Source organism: Caproicibacter sp. (assembly GCF_046707225.1).
GTDB lineage: Bacteria > Bacillota > Clostridia > Oscillospirales > Acutalibacteraceae > Caproicibacter.
Genome location: NZ_JBJKOP010000034.1, coordinates 81,829 through 102,664, shown reverse-complemented (window position 1 = coordinate 102,664; position 20,836 = coordinate 81,829). Strand labels below are relative to the sequence as shown.

Here is a 20,836-nt window from a genome sequence, read left to right as displayed (position 1 = left end):
CCAATGGGTTACGGAATCAAGATTCTCATCGAAGGCGACTACGCGCTTTTCAGCAGGCCCGAGATGAAAGTGGAACGAGTTTCCTACGATGTGCCGACGCCGAGCGCTTTGACCGGACTAATTTCCAATATCTACTGGCACCCTGGTATGAAATACATCATTGACACGATCTATGTGCTGAGGCCCGTACAGTTCGTCAACATCAGGCGAAACGAGGTCAGCGAAAAGCTGCTTTCATCCGCTGTGAAAAAGCAGATGGACGGCATGGCAGACGACATCAGCATTTATACGAAGGAATGCATCAGCCAGCGGGCGAGCCTTCTGCTGAAAAATGTCCTTTACGGCGTTGAGGCACACTTTGAGCTGACGGACGAAAAAGAAGAAAATCAGACGCCGGAAAAGTGCTACAACATTCTGCTGCGGCGGCTCCGCAAAGGACAGCATTTCGCCCAGCCGTGCCTCGGCTGCAGAGAATTTCCCGCGCGGGTCACATTGACCGATGAAATCCCGCAAAGCCCGGTCACGGGCGACGTTGACCTCGGGTATATGCTTTACGATCTTCAGTATAAAAAAGATAAAGACGGCAAAAGTCTGGATTCCGCTGAACCGCGCTTTTACCGCCCTCATATGATAAACGGGGTTATCGATGTGGCGAAATATGCCGGGGGGCTACTATGTTAAGGGCGCTCAGCGAGTATTACGACTGTCTGTGCCGGCAGAAGGACAGCGGCCTTGTGCCGGACGGTTACAGCAAAGTCGGCGTGAATTATAATTTGGTGTTAAATTCCAACGGAACCCTGAAAGAGATTTTGCCGTACACAAAAACTGTGCTTAACGGAAAAAAAGAGAAGGAAGTCCCGCGGGACGAGTTTTTCCCCTTTCGGAACTCGGTGCCCGGAATCGCGGCTGAAACCATCGACCACCGTGAAAAATACCTTTTTGGCATTGAGTGGGACAAGCAGGATGATAAGCTCTCGGCGACGAGGAACTCCCTGCTCGCCTTTGCAAAATGCAAGGAGAAAAATCTTTCGTTTCTTGAGGGATTAAGCTCTCCGGTCATCAATGCATATAAAAACTTCCTGCAAAACTGGAACCCGGAAAACGAGCTTGACAATCCGTTCCTTACGGCACTGGGCAAAAAATACGGCGGTGCGAAATTCGTTATTACGTCTCAGGAAGACCCGGCTGCACAAAGGCCGCTCAGTCGTGACGCGCAGGTAAAAGAGAAGTGGGAAAACGACTGGCGGAACAGGCCCATCCCGGCCGACGCGGTGACGGGGCAGTGCAGCATCAGCGGAAAGTATGGCCAGATTGCCCGCATTCACGACAATCTCACGGGGATCCCCGGCGGGCTTGCCACCGGCGTGAACATTGTTTGCCTAAAATCGCCTGCTTTCTGGTCTTATGGCCGCAGGGAATCCTATAACAGTTCCGTGTCACAGGAGATGATGGAAAAGTACACCAAGGCGTTCAATTATCTCACCTCCGTACCGGATTACAAACAGACGCTTGACGGTATGACGCTCCTTTCCTGGGCTATGACGGCGGAATCCGAAAAACCGTATCTGCAGGCGTTCAACACCGGGGTTGGTTTTTTCTCTTTGCCGGCGGAAGACCCATCCGAAGCGGAGCGGAACGAACGTCAGGCAAAAGAGCAGGCACTCGCCTCCATTTTCAGTCAGCTTTCACAGGGCAAGGAAGCCGACTGGAAAGGCTTCGGGGTCGATCAGGGCACGGAGTTTTACATTCTCGGCGTGAAGCCAAACAGCAGCCGTCTGGCCGTCAAGATATTCGAACACAATTCCTTTGGAACGATGATGGACCGGATTCATCTGCATCACAGGGATATGCAGCTTTCCCCGGAGGATAAACAGATGCCGATCTGGCTCATAGGGAAAGCGCTGAAATCGCCGATTGCCTCGAAGGACCCGCTGCCGCCCGACCTTTCGACGAAAATCCTGCAAAGCATCCTCCGCGGCTCCCCATATCCCCGTTTTATGCTCGAAACGGCGGTGCGCCGGGCAAAAACAGATCAGGACGACGCGGTGAAAAAGTTTTACGCGGTCAGCCGCGACCGCGTGCGGATCATCAAGGCGTGCCTGACACGCATGGATCTTATAAAAAGGAGCGAATTAACGATGTTAAACACGCAGAACACGGACGGCGCCTACAACTGCGGCAGACTCTTTGCCGTTCTGGAAATGATTCAGCAAAAGGCGCTTCCGGGGATCAACACCACGATTAAGGACAGGTTTTTTTCCTCGGCCTGCAGTACGCCGTATCTTGTTTTCCCCCGCTTACTGAAACTTTCTCAGAGCCATTTCGGAAAACTAGACAGAGGCAATGCAATTTTCTTTGATCAAATCGTTCAGGAAATTGTAAGCAATCTCGGCGACTCTTTCCCCAAGGCCATGAACATGGAAAAGCAGGGGATGTTTATCCTTGGATATTACCAGCAAAAAGAAAAAATATTTGCAAAGAAAAGCGAAGGAGAGAAAGACAATGAGCCTGCATAACCGGTACGAGTTCGTCATGCTTTTTGACGTGGAGAACGGCAACCCCAACGGAGATCCCGACGCGGGCAATATGCCCCGCGTCGACGCCGAAACAAGCATCGGCATTGTGACCGACGTCTGCCTCAAACGTAAAATCCGCAACTATGTCGAGGCCACGCAGGAGGGAAAGCCCGGTTACAATATTCTCATTAAAAACGACCGGGCCCTGAACACAAAGTTTACTGAAGCATACGATGCCTGCAATCTCAAAACGAAACAGAAGGGCAAAGACCAGAACGTGGTAGCACAGGCTCGGGATCACATCTGCAGAAATTATTTTGACGTGCGTACCTTTGGCGCCGTTATGAGCACAGGCGACGACCCGTGCGGCATTGTTCGCGGGCCGGTTCAGATCAACTTTGCGCGCAGTATTGACCCGGTGCTTCCGCAGGAAATCACCATTACCCGTCAGGCACTTACCACAGAATCCGACCAGTCCGAAAAGGGAAATACCATGGGAAAAAAGAACTTTATCCCCTACGGCCTTTACCGGGCGGAGGGATATGTTTCCGCGCTGCTTGCCAACAAAACAGGGTTCAGTGAAGACGACCTTGCGCTGCTTTGGCAGAGCATCGAAAACATGTTTGAAATCGACCACAGCGCGGCGCGGGGCAAGCTTTGCATGCGGAAGCTGTATGTCTTCAAGCACGATTCGGCCCTCGGCAATGCTCCTTCCCATCTTCTGTTCGACAAAATAGCGATCGAAAAGAAAAGCGGAGTGGAGATTCCCCGCAAATTCAGCGATTACAGCATTACGGTTGACAAGGCAATGCCCGAAGGGGTAGAGATCATTGAAAAGTTCTGACACGTTGACAGATATCCGGTCGGTTCAGCAGTACCTCTACTGCCCGCACCGGTGGGGACTGATCGAGACCGATTGCAGCTGGGCCGAAAATGTGTTTGTCTGCAAGGGTAATCTGATACACGAAAACGTGGACGCCGGCAAATGCGGTTCGGCCCGCAGCGCAATCGTGGAACGGTCGGTCAGGGTATACAACGACGACTGGGGGCTGTTCGGCGTGATTGACTGCCTTGAACTTCGCCGCTCTCCGTCAGGATGCTTGATCGGGAAATACGGCGAGCGCTTTGAGCTTACCATTGTCGAATACAAGGTGCGTTCTCCCAAAGCCGGTGATTTTCGGCGTGAGGACGCGATGCAACTTCTGGCACAGAAAATCTGTGCGGACGGTATTTTCAAAACAGACTGTAAAACCTTCTTTTATTACGCGGATACCCGAAAAAGAATACGGGTTGATTTTTGCGAGGATGATTACGCATTTTTAAAATCGACCCTCTCGGAAATGAAAGCGCTGCGCGAAGCCTGTGTCATTCCTCCTATCCGGGACGGCCAGTACTGCAGCGGATGCTCCTTAAAGGATATTTGCATGCCAAAGGGGGAGAAGCGCCGTCATGCGAAAACTGCTTAACACGCTGTATATCACCCATCAGGAGGCCTACCTCAGCCTGGACGGGGAAAATATTGTGATGCTGTTAGATGGGAAAGAGGCCGCAAGACTGCCGCTTTCCAATATTGAAAGCGTTGTCTGTATGAACTACCCCGGCTGCAGTCCGGCGCTGATGGGCAAATGCGCAGAAGAACGGATCGGACTGTGCTTTATCTCTCCCGGCGGAAGGTTCCTTGCCAGAGTAACCGGGCAGATGAAAGGCAATGTCTTTCTGCGCAAACAGCAAATGGAGACGTTCTTCGATCCGGAAAGACAAACGGAACTGATCCAAAATCTGATCACCGCAAAGCTGAAAAACACACGCAATTTACTCATGCGTTCGCGCCGCGATTATCCGCAAACTGACACCGGCGGCAAGCTGTCCCACTGTATTGATCTGCTTACAGAGAATCAGAAAAAGCTGCTTCAGGAAAAGGATACGGAAGCATTAAGGGGGATTGAGGGCCAGAGCGCCAAGGCGTATTTTGACGTGTTCGACTCGCTGTTTACCCAGCAAAAAGAGGATTTCTCACTTTCCGGAAGAACAAAGCGCCCGCCTCTTGATTTAACCAACACCATGCTTTCCTTTCTTTATACGATCTGCACCAATGATATCGCGTCTGCTCTCGAATGTGTCGGCCTCGACCCTTATATCGGCCTGTTTCATACACTGCGCCCGGGAAGGGCCTCCCTCGCGTGCGATATCATGGAGGAATTCCGGGCATTGGTTGAGCGTTTGGTCCTTACGATGGTCAATCTGAAAATCGTGCAAAAAAGTGATTTTGACAAGCAGGTCAGCGGAGCAGTATGGCTCAATGATGACGGCCGAAAGAAAGTCATTACCGCATGGCAGAACAAAAAGAACGAATGTGTGAAACATCCATTCACGAAAGAAAAAGCGCCGATCGGTCTGTTTCCCTATGTTCAGGCAAATCTGCTGGCCAAATACATTCGGGGTGAAATCGAGACTTATCCGAATCTTGTCTGGGGGTAAAATATGTTTGTCATTGTCGCCTATGACGTGAACATCACTTCTGAAAAAGGCAAAACACGGCTGCGAAAGGTCGCAAAAGAATGTGTCAATTACGGTCAAAGAGTACAAAATTCGGTGTTTGAGGTAAATCTCGACTACGGGAAATTTTTACAGATGAAAGACCGTCTTATCAAGCTGATTGACCCTGATAAGGACAGCTTGCGTTTTTATTATTTGGGGGATAACTGGAAAAAACACGTTGAGCATATCGGTGTGAAACCGGGATATGACAGCGAGGGGGTGTTGATTTTCTGAGCGCGAACGTGCGGTGACTGCAAAATACCGTGCGGTTCGCGGATTAAATTTTGTCCGTCTCCATAAAGGAATCTTCACAGCAGATCGATTACTTGTTATTGTTGTCCGCCCCGTATGCGGAATGCGACTCCATATGCACAATATATAGAGTCGCACCTCTCGCGGGGTGCGTGGATTGAAATTGGACCGATACTGACACGACGGAACTGCGCACCTGTCGCACCTCTCGCGGGGTGCGTGGATTGAAATGTGCAGAACGACGGAAAGGCCGCAACCGAGCCAGTCGCACCTCTCGCGGGGTGCGTGGATTGAAATTCGAGCGAGGAAATCTCCGGCGCGGGAATTCTGGGGTCGCACCTCTCGCGGGGTGCGTGGATTGAAATGATTTAGTCTTTACGGAGTGACAATAATGGATTTGTCGCACCTCTCGCGGGGTGCGTGGATTGAAATATAGATATCCCGCCTTTCGTAACGTTTGGCGCTCGTCGCACCTCTCGCGGGGTGCGTGGATTGAAATTGCAAGGGAAGCGAACAAGTCTTGCGTGGAAACGGTCGCACCTCTCGCGGGGTGCGTGGATTGAAATGTCACCAAAACGCCAAAAGTGACCGGCAAAGGCCGTCGCACCTCTCGCGGGGTGCGTGGATTGAAATCGGACCAGCTCTATCACACGTTCGGTATGTGCGCTGGTCGCACCTCTCGCGGGGTGCGTGGATTGAAATCTCTGAATCGCTTAATGCTGCGGACGGATTTTTAGTCGCACCTCTCGCGGGGTGCGTGGATTGAAATGAGCCAATGCACAATTTACGACAATCCGGAGCAGTCGCACCTCTCGCGGGGTGCGTGGATTGAAATTTACAGAAATTAAGCAAGGAAATATTCAAGACTGGTCGCACCTCTCGCGGGGTGCGTGGATTGAAATGCGAATTTATCAACCACCCCGAAGAGATCATCCGGTCGCACCTCTCGCGGGGTGCGTGGATTGAAATTCATGCATTACCATTTAATACGTCCATGATTACGTCGCACCTCTCGCGGGGTGCGTGGATTGAAATCTCACGGCTATGTTCCTGCCGTAACCAGCGTTCGGTCGCACCTCTCGCGGGGTGCGTGGATTGAAATCTCACATACCGGTCATTCTGTTGTAAGTTTGTCGTCGCACCTCTCGCGGGGTGCGTGGATTGAAATCATTTTTGTGATTGTCGGGGTTCATTGCGTTAAGTCGCACCTCTCGCGGGGTGCGTGGATTGAAAGCAAACTGGAATGCAGAGAGTGAACATTTCAATAGAGAAAACCTGCCGCTCTCTTAGTAGGTTCATGAAAAAGCAGCGTCTATCCCGATGTAAACCACCGCGTTAGCGGTTTAGTGCTATGTTTATACTAAGTAGAGGACTTAAAACTAAGGAACGTGAAAATGGGGCCGATGGTTGTCTGTCAGGCGCTTTATGGTGAGAGTGTCATCTGGTTGCGCCCTGATCAATGTGGAATAAAAATGTAGAACGTGATGGAATGTGTGTCAAAAGATTTACTTATATCGGATAACCGGATTGACTCGGACAAAATGTCCGAGGTTTTCTATGGATTGATATCAAGTGTTGTGTCAATACTTTTGGCGAACGATTCGCTTCCTTTCAATACGTCTGTTTTGTCAAGATTTGCATAGACACGCATGACCATATCGGCAGTGTTATCGCCCATGATGAGCTGTACAGCTTTCAGGTTAATACCCATCCGTAAAAGCCTGGTGCAGCAGTTGTGTCGAAACCGGTAAGGGTTATATTCGGAGATGCTTAATCCTTGCTTTTTCAGAAGCCGTTCGTAAACCTGTTTGTAATCGTCATACAGCCAAAACTGACCGTGAGTACCACAGAAAAGATAATCTTCCGTTCCATGCTCTCGTTTCATTTTCATCAGGACAGGATTATTAAAAACATAGCTTTCCCAATCTTTTAAGATATCAAGAATCTTATTTCCGACCTTCAAAGTTCGTTTTTGCAAATTCACTCTTTGTCCTGGCCGGGCATTTTTTAGATCAGTGATGATGGGGGTGCTGGGTCTTGTCCGCTTCCCTGTGACGGGGTCAATGTGTTCTTCCTGGCTGAGGGTGCGCACAATATCAACAGTCCTATTCTCATAATCAATGTCACCAAATTGCAAAGCTAATGGCTCACTGGGCCGTACCCCGGTGTAGATCATTAGATGGACCCACACATTCATCATTTTATTTTCCCTGACTATCTCAGAGATCATTTGTATTTCTTCGTTCGTGAGGGCTTTAGGTTCCAATGGAGATTGCTTATTTGATCGAGGTTTCTTTATATTTGCCATGAAATCAATGCGGAGTAATTTGCCGCCGTCTTCGCTGGAGGCTTCTCTGATAGCTCCACGCAGAAGCTGATATGTTTTATCAATAGTGCTTTGACTGTAAAAGTCGGTCTTTGTGCCTTTGGTGTATGTCTTCTTGGTAAATCCATTGATAAACTCTTTCAAGACAGTTTTATTAATTTCACTCATTCTGTAATCTCCAAGACCTTCAATAATATGGGACGCAATGGTGATGGTACTATAAAAACTTCTGGATCGGGTTCCCCCGTCAAGCCCTTTCAGGTAGCGGATAAAATATTCTTTGAATAAAATGTCCGATAAAGGTGATATATCCTCTTGCTGAAGCATCAAAAAACACCCGTGCCTATGCCGATTTCGGGGGGATAGATGCGGTGTTAATTTTTAAAAAACGGATTGTTTTCACTCATAATAGACTCGTTTACAATCGGACAGGAAAGAGGCTATGGTTTCTATTTTTGTATATGAGAACGATTAAAACATCGCTCAATGCGTTGCTGCTTTATCAGGACTATTCAGAACACGTAAGGCAGTTGCAATGCTGACGCCGGCTTTTTTCACAACATCTTTTAATGTCGCCATATGGCAGACCGCAAGAACTTTTTATCGAAAAATTATCACTCTATTTTGCGCTGATTAGCGGAACCCCTTCCGACAGAAAGCAATCTCATTATTAGCAAATATATTGCAAATGAAAATGGTAAGAATTATAATATCATTGCTCAGACGGGCAGGGGCAGTGCCTATGGAGGAGAGTGGTTCCCTAAGGCAATACCGCACATAATAAAAAAGTGGTAAAATAAAGGGATGAACAAACAATCAGCTTGTTAGCACTGAGCGATGAACTGGCACAGGTAAAAAAACATAAAAAGAACTTCTGAGTCAAATCGATCGTGTCATTCCACGGGACGAATGGGCAACTAAAATCTAAGGTGGGTTGCTCCCCGCGTGGGGCGTGGATCCTGTTGATCATCCAGACAGAGAGGCAAACTGAAATTTAAGGCAAGTTTAGAGAGAAGAATTCTTAAAAAATGACGATAGGAGTATTTGATTCGGGTTTAGGCGGACTGTCTGTATTGCATTTCGCTCAGAAGATGTTACCGAATGAAAACTTTATTTATTACGCGGATGAAAAGCATGTCCCATACGGAGAAAAAACGCCGGAAGAAATCCGGTTGTTGGTAAATGACATTATTCATTTTATGATCCGCAAGGGCGTGGATGCTATCATCATTGCTTGTAATACGGCGACAAGCGCATTGACAATGGCATATCGGAAGCGGTTTCCCATACCGATCATAGGGATGGAACCCGCTGTGAAAAAAGCAATCGATTTATACGGTGCGGAAAAGAAAAGAATCCTTGTTATGGCAACACCGGTAACAATCAAAGGAAAGAAACTGCATAATCTCGTGGAAAGAGTCGATTCACGGAAAAAGGTTGATCTGGTTGAACTTCCTCAACTTGTGCGCTTTGCGGAAAAAGGGATCTTTTCTTCCGCCCAGGTCGGTGAATATTTGCGGCAGGCGCTGCAATCCTATGATCTTCCGTCGTATGGAACCGTTGTACTTGGGTGTACGCATTTCAATTATTTCAAAAATGAGCTTCAGAAGCTGTTTCAAAATACCCCCCATTTTGTTGATGGAAACGAGGGAACGGTCCGCCAGCTGATAAGAGTGCTTTTCCTGTCGACGGAAGCCGGTGGAAACGGAATTACCGAGTACTACTTTTCTGGGAAACCGGTTGACGAATCTGGCTTAAAACTGATCAATTCCTGTAGGATACAATTGGATCAGGTCTTTGGCATTAATTGAACCAATTGACAAAATATTCGATTTGGGAGATCATGAGCATACTGAAGCAGTTCAGAACATTTTTAAACTGGCGGGAATCCGCTTTAACAAGGACAATGTCTATCAGAACGGCATGAGCATAAGGGAAAGTGTTGAGCTTGGGCAAAAGCTGAGTGAAAGAAATATTTCGAAACTGAGATTGGCCGGAAAGAAGTTCTTCCGGGCGCGGACGTTCATATCGGCGGGCTTTATGAGATGCTTCCATTCAAAATGCAGTTAACCCTCTAACGGAATGATTGATACTGATGGGCAAAAGAACCTCTGAGGCCTTCAATTCGCAGAAAAAACTACGAATTGAAGGCCTTCTTTCATTGCTTGCTTTTTTGCGCTCAGCCAAGGGGGGAGAAGGTTGCTGTGCCAAAGTGAAGGCGCATATCCTTTTCGTCCCGACCATCGGCTGAAATTTAGAGCCGCTTGACTGAATCGGCATGGAATTCGCCCGAATCTCCGGTTGTTCACACCGGGGAAAAGCGGTATAATAGAATCAGTATGAATAAGTGCTTATCTGGGGAGAAGTGGAAATTTTGGAAACGGCGGAGAAAAGAAAAATATACAGCATCCTGGTAAAACGGTTTGAATTCGAAACTCCGTATCTGATGGCTCTGGTCGGGGGGTATCTGAGTGAAAATCAGATCAGCTGCGAGAACTTCGGGTACCCGAAAATGCGCCTGCTATTGGAGGAGATGCCCGAATGCGTTTCGCTCAGGCAGGTCCGCACCGGCACGAATATGAATTATACCGTTACGCTGCACGAGTGGGCGGGGGAAGCCGCGCCGGAGGAAGCGGAACGGTTGCCCGCGCCGCGGGAGGAAGAGAAGCCGGAAGCTCACCCCCCGGAGAAACCGCTTAGCGAGTCGGACAGGCGCGCCGTTTATGAGTTGCTGATCGACGAATTTCCGGCGGAAACGCCTCTGCCCATGGCGGCGATCAGCCTGGTCATGACAAACGAAGGGTACCGGAAGGAAACGTACGGATTTGTCAAGATGAAGCAGCTGCTCCGGGAGCTTTCGGAATTCATGTCGCTTCAGGATACGGTCACCAACGGCGTCCCCGCCACACTGGTCACGCTTCATCGAATTCCCTCCTGGGACCATGAAAGGGGAACGGATTCGACCGGACGCTCCGCGGCTTTTCAGGAACTGCCGGAAACGATGAATGAGATCATTCTGCCGAATAAGACGCTGGCCATTCTGAATAAGCTGATCACCGGGGAGGAAGCGGCGCCGTCCGAAGAAATTCTGAACCGGATGAGGGAGTCTTACCGGGAGGCGAGGGCAAACGGCACGTTTACGGTCAGGGAAAGCGCCTATACCTTTCCGCTTTCCCTGAAAGCGGCCGGAGGCGAGCTGATGATGGCGGGCATCAAGCCCTCTCGCTTTGAGGGGGAGAGCGGATGGTTCCTGAACTTTATCGGCGTTCAGCACAGCACGCCGGGCAAGGCGATTGAAAACTTTGCCTTCATGGGTTTCTGGGACAACGTGCTCGGCGACCTTGCGGAAATGGCGCTGCCTGAAAAGTGGTATTTTCAGGGGGAGGACCCCAACAGCAAGCTGATGCTGCGAAGCTATCTGCAATACACGTTTTACCGCCTTCAGCTGGAGGACAAGGTCTGCATCAGCGACGACGGACGCTTCGCGGCTTTCAACACAGGCATGGTCACGCCGCATTACGACGATATTTACGCGTGCTTTGAGCCAAACGACGACAGGCAGAAAAACAGATGGCGCTTCACCGGCTTTTCCAAGGCGGGCGGCAGAGGATTGGGAAAGCGGCTTGTCAATTATTTTAATCCGCTGCCTCAGCCCGCTTCTTATTTCGAGCGCAAAGAGGATCTTCTGTTCGACCTGGAAAAGGATCTTCACACCGATTACGACCATATCCTGCTGGATAATATCGCCCGGCTGCCGGTCGGATTCCTCCGGGAGGAGCTGCACAGCGAACCGGACGCGCTGGAGCTGCTGGATGAAATCGAGGCCGAGCGTTCCCAAAAGGCGAAAAAAAATCTGTACGCACAGCTGCGGGATACCGTTTCGGATTCCAACCGGCTGTATAACCGGCTTCGAAACCGGCTGGAAGACGCGATCAATCTTGCGCGAAAACAGGTTCGCTGGAACTATAAGACGGCGATTCCCTGCTTTTTCCCGACCCGGAACGTCATGAGCCTGATGCTGCCGCTGTGTCTGGTCAGCGAGGGCCGTGCGGACGCGGCGCTCGTCGTGGAGCTGACCCGCGCCGGGAACTACCAGGGCCAGACGATTCTGACGCTTCAGCAGGCCTATATCGACGCGCGGATGATCTGCCGCCCGAACAGCGAATGGCTGAACGCAGACCAGATCGTTCCGGATCTGGACGCCTATACGGACTCCGATTCCGCCGACTGAAAACCGGATGGCAGCGTGGCGGCGGCATAAAAAATAGAAAACAGCGGTTAACATATACAGTTTTTAAATCCGGATGCAAATGTGACTGTACCATACGATGAAAATTGAAAATATCTCTTCCCGAAACTTCATCTTTCAGATTTCGAACCGATATTTTATAGGAAATTACCAAACGGCCCGAATCGGGATATGCGGCGGCGAGGGCCGAAACAATTCGGAGGGATATTATGAGAGCAAGCCTGAAAACACTGGCACAGGACACGGGGATGACCTACGACCAAAAGCGAATGAGCGTTTTCGGATATTATCAGGGGTACCAAATGATCATCAGGAATGTGCAGAACCGGCGCGTTTTTGAAATCCGGTTTCATGTAAACGGCGGCACCCCGGAACAGGCAAAGGCGGTTCAGGATTATTTCGCTGGCCTGTCCCAGTCCAATCCGGCGGTTAAATCCGCCGTTTTCGACGGAGTCGGCGCGTCCATTCAGGTGAAATCGAACGGGAAAAACAGTGTGGAAGCCTTAAAGGAGATTCTGAATTCCGTTTTGAGCGTCTGCAGGTCATACTCGATGGTGAGCTGCTGCAAATACTGCGGGGCCCAGACAAATCTGGGCGTTTACAGCTTGGGCGGGGAGTGCACCTCCATGTGCGGCGGCTGTTTTGAAAAGGCGCAGTCCGACCTTTCCGCGGCGCGGCAGTCTTTAAAGGAGCAAAAGAGCAACATCGCCGGCGGAACCGTCGGCGCTTTGCTGGGCTCCCTGATTGGCGTCGCGCTGTGGGTCATTGTCTATCAGCTGGGCTATATTGCCGGGATCGTCGGCTTCGTCATGGCGGTCTGCTGCATGAAGGGATATGAAAAGTTCGGCGGCAAGCTGAATGCCGCGGGAATGGTGATCTCTCTTCTGATTGCGGTCGCGATGCTCTATTTTGCCGAAAACGTCTCCCTTGCGCTGGAAATTTACAACGAGTTCAAAATGGATTACGATATCACGTTTTTTGATGCGTTCCGGTCAATTCCGGAATTCATGAAAGACGACTCGGTGTCGAGATCGGTTCTTTCGGACCTTGCGATGGGTTATCTGCTGATGCTGGTCGCCAGCGTTTCTTCAATTCGCGCCACCTATCAGAACGCGAACCTGAAGCATGAAATGAAGAAATTAAGCTGAAGCTGTCCGCCGGGGTGGTTTATCCCAGGTTCGGCATTACCGGGGACTATGATCTGGAAACGGAAGAGAAAATGGAGAGCCTGCTTGAAAACGGCTCGGTTCAAAAAAGCTAACCTTTTTAAAAAAGCGGGTGAAACGATGAAACAGGAAAGATCCTGCGGCGCGGTCGTCTTTTTACGGACCGGCGGAGAAGTCAGGTACCTGTTGATCCGGCACGTCAACGGCGGGCACTGGTCTTTCCCCAAGGGGCATGTGGAAAACGGGGAAACCGAGACACAGACCGCGCTGCGCGAAATCAGGGAGGAAACGGGCCTGAGCGTAGCGCTCGACACGGGCTTTCGCCGGGTTGCCTCTTACAGCCCGTCGGTGGGCGTCTGGAAAGACGTGGTTTATTTTGCCGCGGAAGCCGGGGACAGCCGGCTGAAAACGCAGGCGGAGGAAATTCTGGATGCCGGGTGGTACCCTTTTCACGAGGCAAAGGAAAGAATCACCTACCAAAACGACGCCGATGTGCTTGAGTCGGCCGCCGATTACCTGAAAAATCAAATTTAGCGATCAAAAACCTGAAACAGGGCGCGAAACGATTTTTTCGTTTCGCGCCCTGTTTTTTGCCTGATCGAATGCAAAAACGGCGCTGTGTGAGGGGGAATATGAAAAGGGAATGTTGGCGGCCGGTTCGAGGGGGACCTCCGCACGCGCGACCGATACGGGACATATTTTAAAGAGAGGCCTGCAAGGAAAGGAGATTTGTATTGTGACTGATCAGAAAAGCTATGAGATTATCAAAGCCCTGGCCCTTGGCATGACATCGGAGCAGACAGCCCGAGCGGAGAACGCGGAAGTCCGTGAAATCGACGGAATTCGGGAAACCTCCGCAGCGGAAATTGCCGCGGAGCGGGATGCGCTTCGGAAAGCGGGGCGTTTGATTTGAATGAGAAATGGATCGACGTTTCCGCTCACAACGGAGAGATCGACTGGAAGCAGGTCGCGGCCTCCGGCGTTCGCGGGGCGGTTTTGCGGGCCGGTTACGGGAACAGCCCTTCGCAAACGGATACGCGGTTTCAAAACAATATTGCCGGCACGGCTGCGGCAGGCCTGAAAACAGCCGTTTACTGGTTTTCTTACGCGGATTCGGAAGCGGACGCGCTCGCGGAATGGGCCGTATGTAAAAAGACGATCGAGCCGTATCGCGGGAAGATTCTGTTTGTCGCGTATGACTATGAATATTCTTCCGTCAACTATTATAAAAAGGTGCATGGAACCGCGCCGTCCGGCAAACTGATCAACAGCATGGTCAACACATTTCTGGCCGCGGCCCAACAGGACGGCTGGAACGCCGTATTGTACCTGAACAATGATTACCGGCTGAATGTGTTTACGCCGCAGACGCTTGGTTTGTGGAACCTGTGGCTTGCGGATTACAGCGGCGGGCCGGATGCGGACTGCGCGCTGCAGCAGACGACAAGCTTCGGGACGGTGCCCGGCATTACCGGCAGGGTAGACCTTGACGCCGTTTTCCGTGACTTTACCGCCGCCGCGACAAGCGTGGAAATCGACACCACAATGGACCTGTCCCGCCCGCACGGGGAATTTTACACGGTAAAAACCGTCTGCCCGGGGCAAGTGTCTTTAACGGCGGGAACCGGAGGAATCGTCACGGTTGTTCCATTCCCCAGAAACGGGAACGAGCAGCTGTTTGCTTTGGTTGCCGTGGGCAGGTCCGGAACGGAAACGGGAATCTATACGGCGGCGCCGGGGGAAAAACCCCTGAAACGTTTTGTCTACCGTGTAACGTAAGGTGTGATGACTTTGTCGGTGCAGAACTGGATCGCCCTGATCAGCGCTTCGGTTGCTTTTCTCGCGCTGTTGGTTACGCTGCTGCGGGGAATGAAATCGGAAGCCCGTGAGGACGGAAAAACAGCGGAGGTGCTTCGCCAGGTCAACAGCAAGCTGGAAAGCATCACAAAACAGGAGGCGGCCAACAGCGCCAGAATCGAGGCGATTGTCGAACGGGTCGTCGTTTTGGAGCAGTCGACCAAACAGGCTCACTTCCGCATAGATGAATTGCGGGAGGAGCTGCACAAATGAAAAGCCGGATGATTCCGGCGGAAAGAGGGTTTTTCAATGGATTGGAAGGTAAAGCTGTCCTCCAGAAAATTCTGGGTTGCCGTCGCGGGTCTGGCGGTCGGCGTCATCGCGCTGCTCAGCCCGGGGACGGATACCTCGCAGATTACAGGGGTCATCATGGCGCTCGGCTCGGTCGTCGCCTATATCGTCGGCGAGGGAATGGTTGACGCCGCCGCGGCCGGCACGCCTTTGGACAGCGGCGGGAAACAAACCGGAAATTCAGAGGACAAAACCAACTAGAAATTCTTAAATCGAAGCGGGCCCGCCGGGGATCGAATCCGGCGGGCCTCTTTTATTTTATCAGCAGCGTGACAGCCCGGCGTTTACTGCCGGGAACCGCCGATGTTCCAGACCATGCCCGTAATCAATACGCCGATTCCAATTAAAATCAGCAAGAAAAGAATACTCATGGGCCTTCTCCTTTTCATCCATGGAAAACCGCCCTCTGAAAGGGCGGTAAGCGAGAATTCTTCTGCAACAAGGCTTCTGCCGGTACGATTGAAAGTTTACCGGTAAAATATGGACGAACCGTGAAGGAACCATGAAAAAACAGAAAAAATCTAGGCCGTCATTTTCTCCTTAACCCGGCCGCGAAACTCTTCATACGACCGGCTGCCGTTTAACAGATGAAGCTGTTCGTTGTCAGGAAGCGAAAGAAAATAGGTCCTCAATTTTTCTTCCTCCTCGCTTAATCTGGATGGAAACGGGAATTCACGATATCCGGAGTAATCCATTTTTCTCATCACCTCATGTTTATTCTATGGAGAATCCTGGAAAATATGCGTCGGAAAACAGGAGATGATTGACAGATCGTTGTTTCAATGCTATGATGATTGCAGATAATAAAAATTGGTTTTACTTAGTGAAATCGGAGGAGTCCCAATGGCTTATTTTGAAATTACCGGAGTGTTTCCGCCCGTCATTACACCCTTTCACGAGGATGGAAGCGTGGATTACGATTCGTTTGTCGCAAATCTTGAAAAATGGAACCGGACAGGCCTTGCAGGCTACCTGATTCTGGGCTCCAACAGTGAAACGCCTTATTTGACGGAGGAGGAAAAGCTGGAGCTGGTGCGGCTTGCAAAGCAGCACAAAGCGCAGGACAAACTTCTGATGGTTGGCACGGGGCTGGAATCGACGGAAGCGACCGTCAGGCTGACAAATCTGGCCGCGTCCGCGGGGGCGGACGCGGCTTTGGTACTGACGCCCGGTTTTTACGGCGCGGCGATGGGCGACGACGCCCAGTACGCGTTTTTTACGGAAGTCGCGGACCGCAGCAGGATTCCTGTTCTGCTTTATAATGTGCCGAAATTTACGCATATTAATCTGACTCCGTCGGTGGTTTCGCGCCTGAGCCGGCACCCGAACATCATCGGGATGAAGGACAGCTCCGGCGATATCGGGCGCATGATCGCGCTGATGACGGAGGGATTGGACAGCGAGTTTAATTTGCTGGTCGGCACGGCCTCGGTCTGGTACCCCGCGCTGGCGCTCGGAATCCGCGGCGGCGTTATGGCGCTGTGTAACTGCGCGCCGCGGGAATGCGCCGAAATTCAAACCCTCTTCGACGCGGGAAAATATCAGGAGGCTTTGGAGCTGAACAAAAAAATGTTCCCGGTCAACGCGGCGGTGACCGGAGCGTTTGGCGTTCCGGGTTTAAAATATGCCTGCGACCTTGTCGGTTACAGGGGAGGGTGCCCGCGCAAACCGCTGCTCCCCCTGACGCAGGAGAAAAAAGACCGGCTGGAACAAATCTTGAAAAGTTCCGGACTGGTCTGATTACGGCGGAGTCCGTCAAGTACCGGCCGTAGAAAAAACACGGCCTGAATCAAATATGAAAAGAAGGAAGAGATAAGGATGAAAATCAGTCTGTTGGAACCCCTGGGCGTGCCGGAAAGCGTGATCCGCGAACTGTCGGCGGAGCTGACAAAGGCGGGGCATGAGTTTGTCTATTACGACACCAAAACAACCGACAAAAAGGAACTGGCGGAGCGTTCCAAAGATTCCGACGTCGTCATGATCGCGAACAACCCCTATCCGGATGAAGTGGTGGAGGCCGCCGAAAAGCTGAAAATGCTCGCGGTTGCGTTCACGGGAATCGACCATGTGGGTCTTGCGGCCTGCCGAAAAAAAGGCGTGACCGTCTGCAACTGCGCCGGGTATTCGAATGAAACCGTGGCGGAGCTGGCGGTGGGACTCGCGATCGGGGTGCTGCGCAAAATTCGCCCCGCGGACGAGGCGGCCAGAACCGGAAAGACGGCGGCGGGCCTGACCGGCCGTGAAATTTGCGGACGCACGGTCGGCATTGTCGGCACCGGACGCATCGGCGTGCGCACGGCACAGCTTTTCAAAGCGTTCGGGGCAACGGTACTCGGCTGCGCGCGGCATGAGTCGGAAGAAGCAAAGGCCGCGGGAATCCGGTTTGCCGGGCTGGAAGAGCTGCTGCAAAAAAGCGATATCGTTTCGCTGCACCTTCCTTTGACGGCGGAAACCAGAAAAACCTTCGGCAAAAAGCAGTTCGACGCGATGAAACCGGGCTCGATTTTCCTTAACTGCGCGCGCGGCGCGATCGTTGACAATCAGGCGCTTGCGGACGCGCTGAACAGCGGTAAAATCGCGGGTGCGGGCGTCGATGTTTTCGACATGGAGCCGCCGATCCCGGAGGAATACCCGCTGCTGCACGCGAAAAATATTCTTCTCACGCCCCACGTCGCGTTTGCTTCGGAGGAATCGATGCTGCGGCGCGCGAAAATCGAATTCGCGAACGTGGCGGCTTACCTTTCCGGTTCGCCGGAAAACGTCTGCAAAATCGGATGAGAGAAGAAATCCCGGAGCGGAGCGATCCGCTCAAAAAAAACCAGTCGGTGGAAAAGGCGTTTCGAATTCTGGAAGCGATGGCGTCCTGCCGGGAGCCCGTCCAGCTGAGGCGGCTGGCGGAGCTGACCGGCTGCCCGCCCAGCACGGCGATCCGGTTTCTGCGCACGCTGATGAAGCTGGGCTATGTCCGGCAGGACCCGGAAACGCAGAAATATTTTCTCACGTTTCAGCTTTGCCGCCTGGCCGGGCAGATCCGCGACGCGAACCCGCTCAACAGAATCGCAAGGCCGGTGATGAAAGAGCTGTCGGTACAGTGCGGGGAATCCGTCTGCCTTGCGGTGGAACAGGAAAACCGCGCGGTTTACGTCGAAGTAGTCGACGGGCCGGATCAGCTCGTCCGCTCCCTTCAGCGGATCGGCAGCAGTTCGCCGCTGTACTGCACCGGAGTCGGAAAGCTGTTCCTCTTAAACCGTTCGCGGGAAGAGCTGGCCCTTTTTTTCCGCGAAGAAACGCTGGAACGCTTTACCCGGAATACGATGACGGAGCCGGAGGCGATTTTCACGGAGCTGGAAGCGATCCGCCGGCGCGGGTACGCGTTCGACAACGAGGAATGCGAAATCGGCGCGCGCTGCGTCGCGTTCCCCGTCCGCGATTTTACGGGGAAAATCGCCGCGGGCCTTTCCGTGACGGGCACCGTGTTCCATATCGATGACAAATTCATTGAAAAGACCGCGCCGATCATCCGTGCGGCCGCGGAGGAAATTTCCGGAATTCTCGGTTATTCCAAATAAACTGAGGGGGCATGGCCGAAAGCCATGCCCCCTCAGTTTATTTTTCGGTGATGCCGTCCAGCGTCAGCAGCGGACGGTAAAGCTCCGGCCTGCGGTCGCGGAACACGCCCCATTCGGCGCGCTGCGCCTCGAGCGCGTCCAGGTCGAACGCCGCGGTCAGCACAGTTTCCTCCGTTCGACCGGCCTGCGCCAGAATTTCCCCCGTAGGACCCGCGATGAAGGAGGAACCGTAAAACTCGATGGAGGAAGAGCCGGCCCTTTCGCCGCCGACGCGGTTTGAGGCGATCACGGGAACCAGATTGCAGGCGGCGTGGCCGACCATGCAGCGCTGCCAGTGCTGCATGGAATCAACCTCCGGGGCCTCCGGCTCCGAACCGATCGCGGTCGGGTAAAACAGCAGCTCCGCGCCGAGCAGAGCCATGCAGCGGGCCGCTTCCGGGAACCACTGGTCCCAGCAGATGCCAACGCCGATTTTTCCGAACTTTGTCTCCCAGACCCGAAAGCCCGTGTCTCCGGGGCTGAAATAGAATTTTTCCTCATACCCCGGGCCGTCCGGAATATGGCTCTTCCGGTACACACCGAGCAGGCTGCCGTCGGCGTCGATGATTGCAATGGAATTATACCGGGCGTTGTTTTTCTTTTCGTAAAAACTAACGGGAATTACTACGCCGAGTTCTTTTGCCACTTCGCGGAAATGCCGCACCGCGGGATTCCGTTCCGTTTCACAGGCCCAGCCGTAAACGGCGGGGTCTTCCTTCTGGCAAAAATAAGGGGTTTCAAACAGCTCCTGCAACAGGATGATCTGCGCGCCCCGTCCGGCTGCCTCGCGGAGCATCCGGTCTGCTTTCATCAGGTTTTTTTCCGTTGAATCGCAGCAGCTCATCTGCGTAGCCGCGACAACCACGTTTCTCATCAGGCTCATTCCTCCAATTCCCGGCGCGCCAGCGGAATCTGCTGGGTAATGCAGTGGACGTTTCCGCCCTCCCGCACAAGCGGAATCCCGTTGACGGTCCGAATCTTACGGTCCGGAAACGCTTTTTGCAGAATTTCAACGGCACACCGGTCGGTTTCGGCGGCGTCCCCTCCGAAGACCGGGAGAATCAGGCCGCCGTTGACCAGATAAAAGTTGAGATAGCTCAGGGTCAGCCGGACTCCGCCGTACCGGCGCGCGGGCGGCTGAGGAATTTCGATCAGCTCCGGGCGGCGGCCCCGCGCGTCCGCCGCGCTCAGCAGGATCCGACGGTTTTCCTGTGTGATTTCGTAATTGGGATCCTCCGGATCCCCGCAGACCTGCAGGAGCACCGCGCCGGGCCGGGCAAAACACGCGGCGTTGTCCACGTGCCCGTCTGTTTCGTCGCCCGCGAGCCCTCTCCTGAGCCAAAATATCGTTGTCACGCCGAGCAGGGATTTCAGAATGTCCTCAATTTCCGCCCGGGTCCGGTCCGGGTTTCGGTTCGGGTTCAGCAGGCACTGCTCGGTGGTCATCAGGGTTCCCTGTCCGTCCGTGTGAATCGAACCGCCTTCCAGAATGATCGGCGCGTCCAAACGCCGAATCCCCAGGTGCTTCAGAACCGCGCTCGCCGCTTCATGGTCCGGCTCATACGGGGCGTATTTGCCGCCCCACGCGTTAAAGCGCCAGCGGATGCCGAGCCGGGCTCCGTTTTCTTCCAGCACGACCGTCGGGCCGCTGTCGCGAACCCATGCATCGCTGTGCGCGGCGGTGAAGATTTCAATTTTATCCCCGCAGTGCAGACGGGCCTGCGGCGCGGTTTCTTCCTCCGCGATCACCGTAACGGGTTCAAACTCGGCGGCGGCGCGGGCCGCCTCCGCGTAACCCGCGCAGACCTCCTCATAATTTTCGGGGTGTATCAGAGAATTTCGCACCGGCCACTGAATCAGTGTCCTTTCGTGCGGCTCCCATTCCGCCGGCATTTTTCCGGTTTCGGTCATACTCAGTCCTCCTGTGCCGTAATTATCTTATTATAGCATGTCCCGTTTTTAAAATCATCCGGTGCGGACATATCTTTATGCGGAAGAATCAAGAGATGCAATTTCTAACAGATAGATAAAAT

Annotated in this window: 21 protein-coding genes and 1 CRISPR repeat array; of the genes, 17 read left to right on the top strand and 4 right to left on the bottom strand. The window is 52.6% G+C overall.

Annotated features, from left to right (window positions below; all coding sequences use genetic code 11):
- Positions 1-3: 3 nt before the first annotated feature.
- Genes cas5c through cas2 form a run of 6 tightly spaced genes read left to right on the top strand, consistent with a single transcriptional unit; the run spans position 4 to position 5,288 of the window.
- A complete protein-coding gene (cas5c, locus tag ACLQ3M_RS08055) occupies positions 4-681 on the top strand; it encodes a type I-C CRISPR-associated protein Cas5c (RefSeq protein ID WP_411677183.1) in 678 nt (225 codons plus the stop codon).
- The gene (gene cas8c / locus ACLQ3M_RS08050) at positions 675-2,516 is read left to right on the top strand and encodes a type I-C CRISPR-associated protein Cas8c/Csd1 (RefSeq protein ID WP_411677182.1); all 1,842 of its coding nucleotides are present in this window, start codon (positions 675-677) and stop codon (positions 2,514-2,516) included. Before cas5c ends, cas8c begins: the two co-directional genes overlap by 7 nt.
- On the top strand, positions 2,503-3,360 hold the full coding sequence (cas7c, locus tag ACLQ3M_RS08045) for a type I-C CRISPR-associated protein Cas7/Csd2 (RefSeq protein ID WP_411677181.1): 858 nt from the start codon (positions 2,503-2,505) through the stop codon (positions 3,358-3,360). Before cas8c ends, cas7c begins: the two co-directional genes overlap by 14 nt.
- Positions 3,347-3,982 carry a CRISPR-associated protein Cas4 gene (cas4, locus tag ACLQ3M_RS08040; protein WP_411677180.1) on the top strand — a complete coding sequence of 212 codons (636 nt, stop codon included), beginning with the start codon at positions 3,347-3,349 and terminating at the stop codon, positions 3,980-3,982. Before cas7c ends, cas4 begins: the two co-directional genes overlap by 14 nt.
- A complete protein-coding gene (gene cas1c, locus ACLQ3M_RS08035) occupies positions 3,966-4,994 on the top strand; it encodes a type I-C CRISPR-associated endonuclease Cas1c (RefSeq protein WP_411677179.1) in 1,029 nt (342 codons plus the stop codon). Before cas4 ends, cas1c begins: the two co-directional genes overlap by 17 nt.
- 3 nt (positions 4,995-4,997) lie before the next feature.
- Positions 4,998-5,288, top strand: a complete 291-nt coding sequence (cas2, locus tag ACLQ3M_RS08030; RefSeq protein WP_411677178.1) for a CRISPR-associated endonuclease Cas2 — start codon at positions 4,998-5,000, stop codon at positions 5,286-5,288.
- 149 nt (positions 5,289-5,437) lie between these two features.
- A CRISPR array of direct repeats spans positions 5,438-6,540; the repeat unit is 33 nt; unit sequence GTCGCACCTCTCGCGGGGTGCGTGGATTGAAAT.
- Between the two features lie 321 nt (positions 6,541-6,861).
- Here cas2 and ACLQ3M_RS08025 read toward each other — a convergent pair.
- Positions 6,862-7,959 carry a tyrosine-type recombinase/integrase gene (locus ACLQ3M_RS08025; RefSeq protein WP_411677177.1) on the bottom strand — a complete coding sequence of 366 codons (1,098 nt, stop codon included), beginning with the start codon at positions 7,957-7,959 and terminating at the stop codon, positions 6,862-6,864.
- Positions 7,960-8,115: 156 nt separating this feature from the next.
- On the bottom strand, positions 8,116-8,211 hold the full coding sequence (locus ACLQ3M_RS08020) for a LacI family DNA-binding transcriptional regulator (protein WP_411677176.1): 96 nt from the start codon (positions 8,209-8,211) through the stop codon (positions 8,116-8,118).
- Between the two features lie 449 nt (positions 8,212-8,660).
- Here ACLQ3M_RS08020 and murI point away from each other — a divergent pair, with 449 nt between their 5' ends.
- The 11 genes from murI to ACLQ3M_RS07965 all read left to right on the top strand — a co-directional run bounded on the left by murI (position 8,661) and on the right by ACLQ3M_RS07965 (position 18,764).
- Positions 8,661-9,443 carry a glutamate racemase gene (gene murI, locus ACLQ3M_RS08015; RefSeq protein WP_411677175.1) on the top strand — a complete coding sequence of 261 codons (783 nt, stop codon included), beginning with the start codon at positions 8,661-8,663 and terminating at the stop codon, positions 9,441-9,443.
- Positions 9,444-10,006: 563 nt separating this feature from the next.
- Positions 10,007-11,863: a DUF3825 domain-containing protein gene (locus ACLQ3M_RS08010; protein WP_411677174.1), complete on the top strand. Its 1,857-nt coding sequence runs from the start codon at positions 10,007-10,009 to the stop codon at positions 11,861-11,863.
- A 227-nt stretch (positions 11,864-12,090) separates the two neighbouring features.
- Complete coding sequence (locus ACLQ3M_RS08005; protein WP_411677173.1) at positions 12,091-13,029, top strand: hypothetical protein; 939 nt, start codon at positions 12,091-12,093, stop codon at positions 13,027-13,029.
- Between the two features lie 138 nt (positions 13,030-13,167).
- Positions 13,168-13,581 carry a bis(5'-nucleosyl)-tetraphosphatase gene (locus tag ACLQ3M_RS08000; protein ID WP_411677172.1) on the top strand — a complete coding sequence of 138 codons (414 nt, stop codon included), beginning with the start codon at positions 13,168-13,170 and terminating at the stop codon, positions 13,579-13,581.
- Positions 13,582-13,783: 202 nt separating this feature from the next.
- On the top strand, positions 13,784-13,960 hold the full coding sequence (locus ACLQ3M_RS07995) for a hypothetical protein (RefSeq protein WP_411677171.1): 177 nt from the start codon (positions 13,784-13,786) through the stop codon (positions 13,958-13,960).
- Complete coding sequence (locus tag ACLQ3M_RS07990; RefSeq protein WP_411677170.1) at positions 13,957-14,826, top strand: GH25 family lysozyme; 870 nt, start codon at positions 13,957-13,959, stop codon at positions 14,824-14,826. The genes ACLQ3M_RS07995 and ACLQ3M_RS07990 overlap by 4 nt, the downstream gene beginning before the upstream one ends.
- A gap of 12 nt (positions 14,827-14,838) precedes the next feature.
- A complete protein-coding gene (locus ACLQ3M_RS07985) occupies positions 14,839-15,117 on the top strand; it encodes a hypothetical protein (RefSeq protein WP_411677169.1) in 279 nt (92 codons plus the stop codon).
- Between the two features lie 36 nt (positions 15,118-15,153).
- Positions 15,154-15,396 (top strand): hypothetical protein, encoded by a 243-nt coding sequence (locus ACLQ3M_RS07980; protein ID WP_411677168.1) that lies wholly within the window; start codon positions 15,154-15,156, stop codon positions 15,394-15,396.
- Positions 15,397-16,038: 642 nt separating this feature from the next.
- Positions 16,039-16,935, top strand: coding sequence for a dihydrodipicolinate synthase family protein (locus tag ACLQ3M_RS07975; protein WP_411677167.1), 897 nt, complete (start codon positions 16,039-16,041; stop codon positions 16,933-16,935).
- Between the two features lie 78 nt (positions 16,936-17,013).
- Positions 17,014-17,973, top strand: a complete 960-nt coding sequence (locus ACLQ3M_RS07970) for a 2-hydroxyacid dehydrogenase (protein WP_411677166.1) — start codon at positions 17,014-17,016, stop codon at positions 17,971-17,973.
- Positions 17,970-18,764 carry an IclR family transcriptional regulator gene (locus ACLQ3M_RS07965; protein ID WP_411677165.1) on the top strand — a complete coding sequence of 265 codons (795 nt, stop codon included), beginning with the start codon at positions 17,970-17,972 and terminating at the stop codon, positions 18,762-18,764. Before ACLQ3M_RS07970 ends, ACLQ3M_RS07965 begins: the two co-directional genes overlap by 4 nt.
- A 37-nt stretch (positions 18,765-18,801) precedes the next feature.
- Here ACLQ3M_RS07965 and aguB read toward each other — a convergent pair whose 3' ends face one another.
- On the bottom strand, positions 18,802-19,677 hold the full coding sequence (aguB, locus tag ACLQ3M_RS07960) for an N-carbamoylputrescine amidase (protein WP_411677164.1): 876 nt from the start codon (positions 19,675-19,677) through the stop codon (positions 18,802-18,804).
- Between the two features lie 5 nt (positions 19,678-19,682).
- Positions 19,683-20,714 carry an agmatine/peptidylarginine deiminase gene (locus ACLQ3M_RS07955; RefSeq protein WP_411677163.1) on the bottom strand — a complete coding sequence of 344 codons (1,032 nt, stop codon included), beginning with the start codon at positions 20,712-20,714 and terminating at the stop codon, positions 19,683-19,685.
- Between the last annotated feature and the right edge of the window lie 122 nt (positions 20,715-20,836).

What these genes read in the sequence shown, in the direction of transcription:
- ACLQ3M_RS08000 (WP_411677172.1), top strand. Translation starts at nt 13,168, where the DNA reads ATGAAACAGGAAAGATCCTGCGGCGCGGTCGTCTTTTTACGGACCGGC.
- ACLQ3M_RS07970 (WP_411677166.1), top strand. Translation starts at nt 17,014, where the DNA reads ATGAAAATCAGTCTGTTGGAACCCCTGGGCGTGCCGGAAAGCGTGATC.
- ACLQ3M_RS07965 (WP_411677165.1), top strand. Translation starts at nt 17,970, where the DNA reads ATGAGAGAAGAAATCCCGGAGCGGAGCGATCCGCTCAAAAAAAACCAG.
- cas8c (WP_411677182.1), top strand. Translation starts at nt 675, where the DNA reads ATGTTAAGGGCGCTCAGCGAGTATTACGACTGTCTGTGCCGGCAGAAG.
- ACLQ3M_RS08005 (WP_411677173.1), top strand. Translation starts at nt 12,091, where the DNA reads ATGAGAGCAAGCCTGAAAACACTGGCACAGGACACGGGGATGACCTAC.
- ACLQ3M_RS08020 (WP_411677176.1), bottom strand. Translation starts at nt 8,211, where the DNA reads ATGGCGACATTAAAAGATGTTGTGAAAAAAGCCGGCGTCAGCATTGCA.
- ACLQ3M_RS07955 (WP_411677163.1), bottom strand. Translation starts at nt 20,714, where the DNA reads ATGACCGAAACCGGAAAAATGCCGGCGGAATGGGAGCCGCACGAAAGG.
- cas7c (WP_411677181.1), top strand. Translation starts at nt 2,503, where the DNA reads ATGAGCCTGCATAACCGGTACGAGTTCGTCATGCTTTTTGACGTGGAG.
- ACLQ3M_RS07975 (WP_411677167.1), top strand. Translation starts at nt 16,039, where the DNA reads ATGGCTTATTTTGAAATTACCGGAGTGTTTCCGCCCGTCATTACACCC.
- cas5c (WP_411677183.1), top strand. Translation starts at nt 4, where the DNA reads ATGGGTTACGGAATCAAGATTCTCATCGAAGGCGACTACGCGCTTTTC.
- ACLQ3M_RS07980 (WP_411677168.1), top strand. Translation starts at nt 15,154, where the DNA reads ATGGATTGGAAGGTAAAGCTGTCCTCCAGAAAATTCTGGGTTGCCGTC.
- cas2 (WP_411677178.1), top strand. Translation starts at nt 4,998, where the DNA reads ATGTTTGTCATTGTCGCCTATGACGTGAACATCACTTCTGAAAAAGGC.
- murI (WP_411677175.1), top strand. Translation starts at nt 8,661, where the DNA reads ATGACGATAGGAGTATTTGATTCGGGTTTAGGCGGACTGTCTGTATTG.
- cas1c (WP_411677179.1), top strand. Translation starts at nt 3,966, where the DNA reads ATGCGAAAACTGCTTAACACGCTGTATATCACCCATCAGGAGGCCTAC.
- aguB (WP_411677164.1), bottom strand. Translation starts at nt 19,677, where the DNA reads ATGAGAAACGTGGTTGTCGCGGCTACGCAGATGAGCTGCTGCGATTCA.
- ACLQ3M_RS08025 (WP_411677177.1), bottom strand. Translation starts at nt 7,959, where the DNA reads ATGCTTCAGCAAGAGGATATATCACCTTTATCGGACATTTTATTCAAA.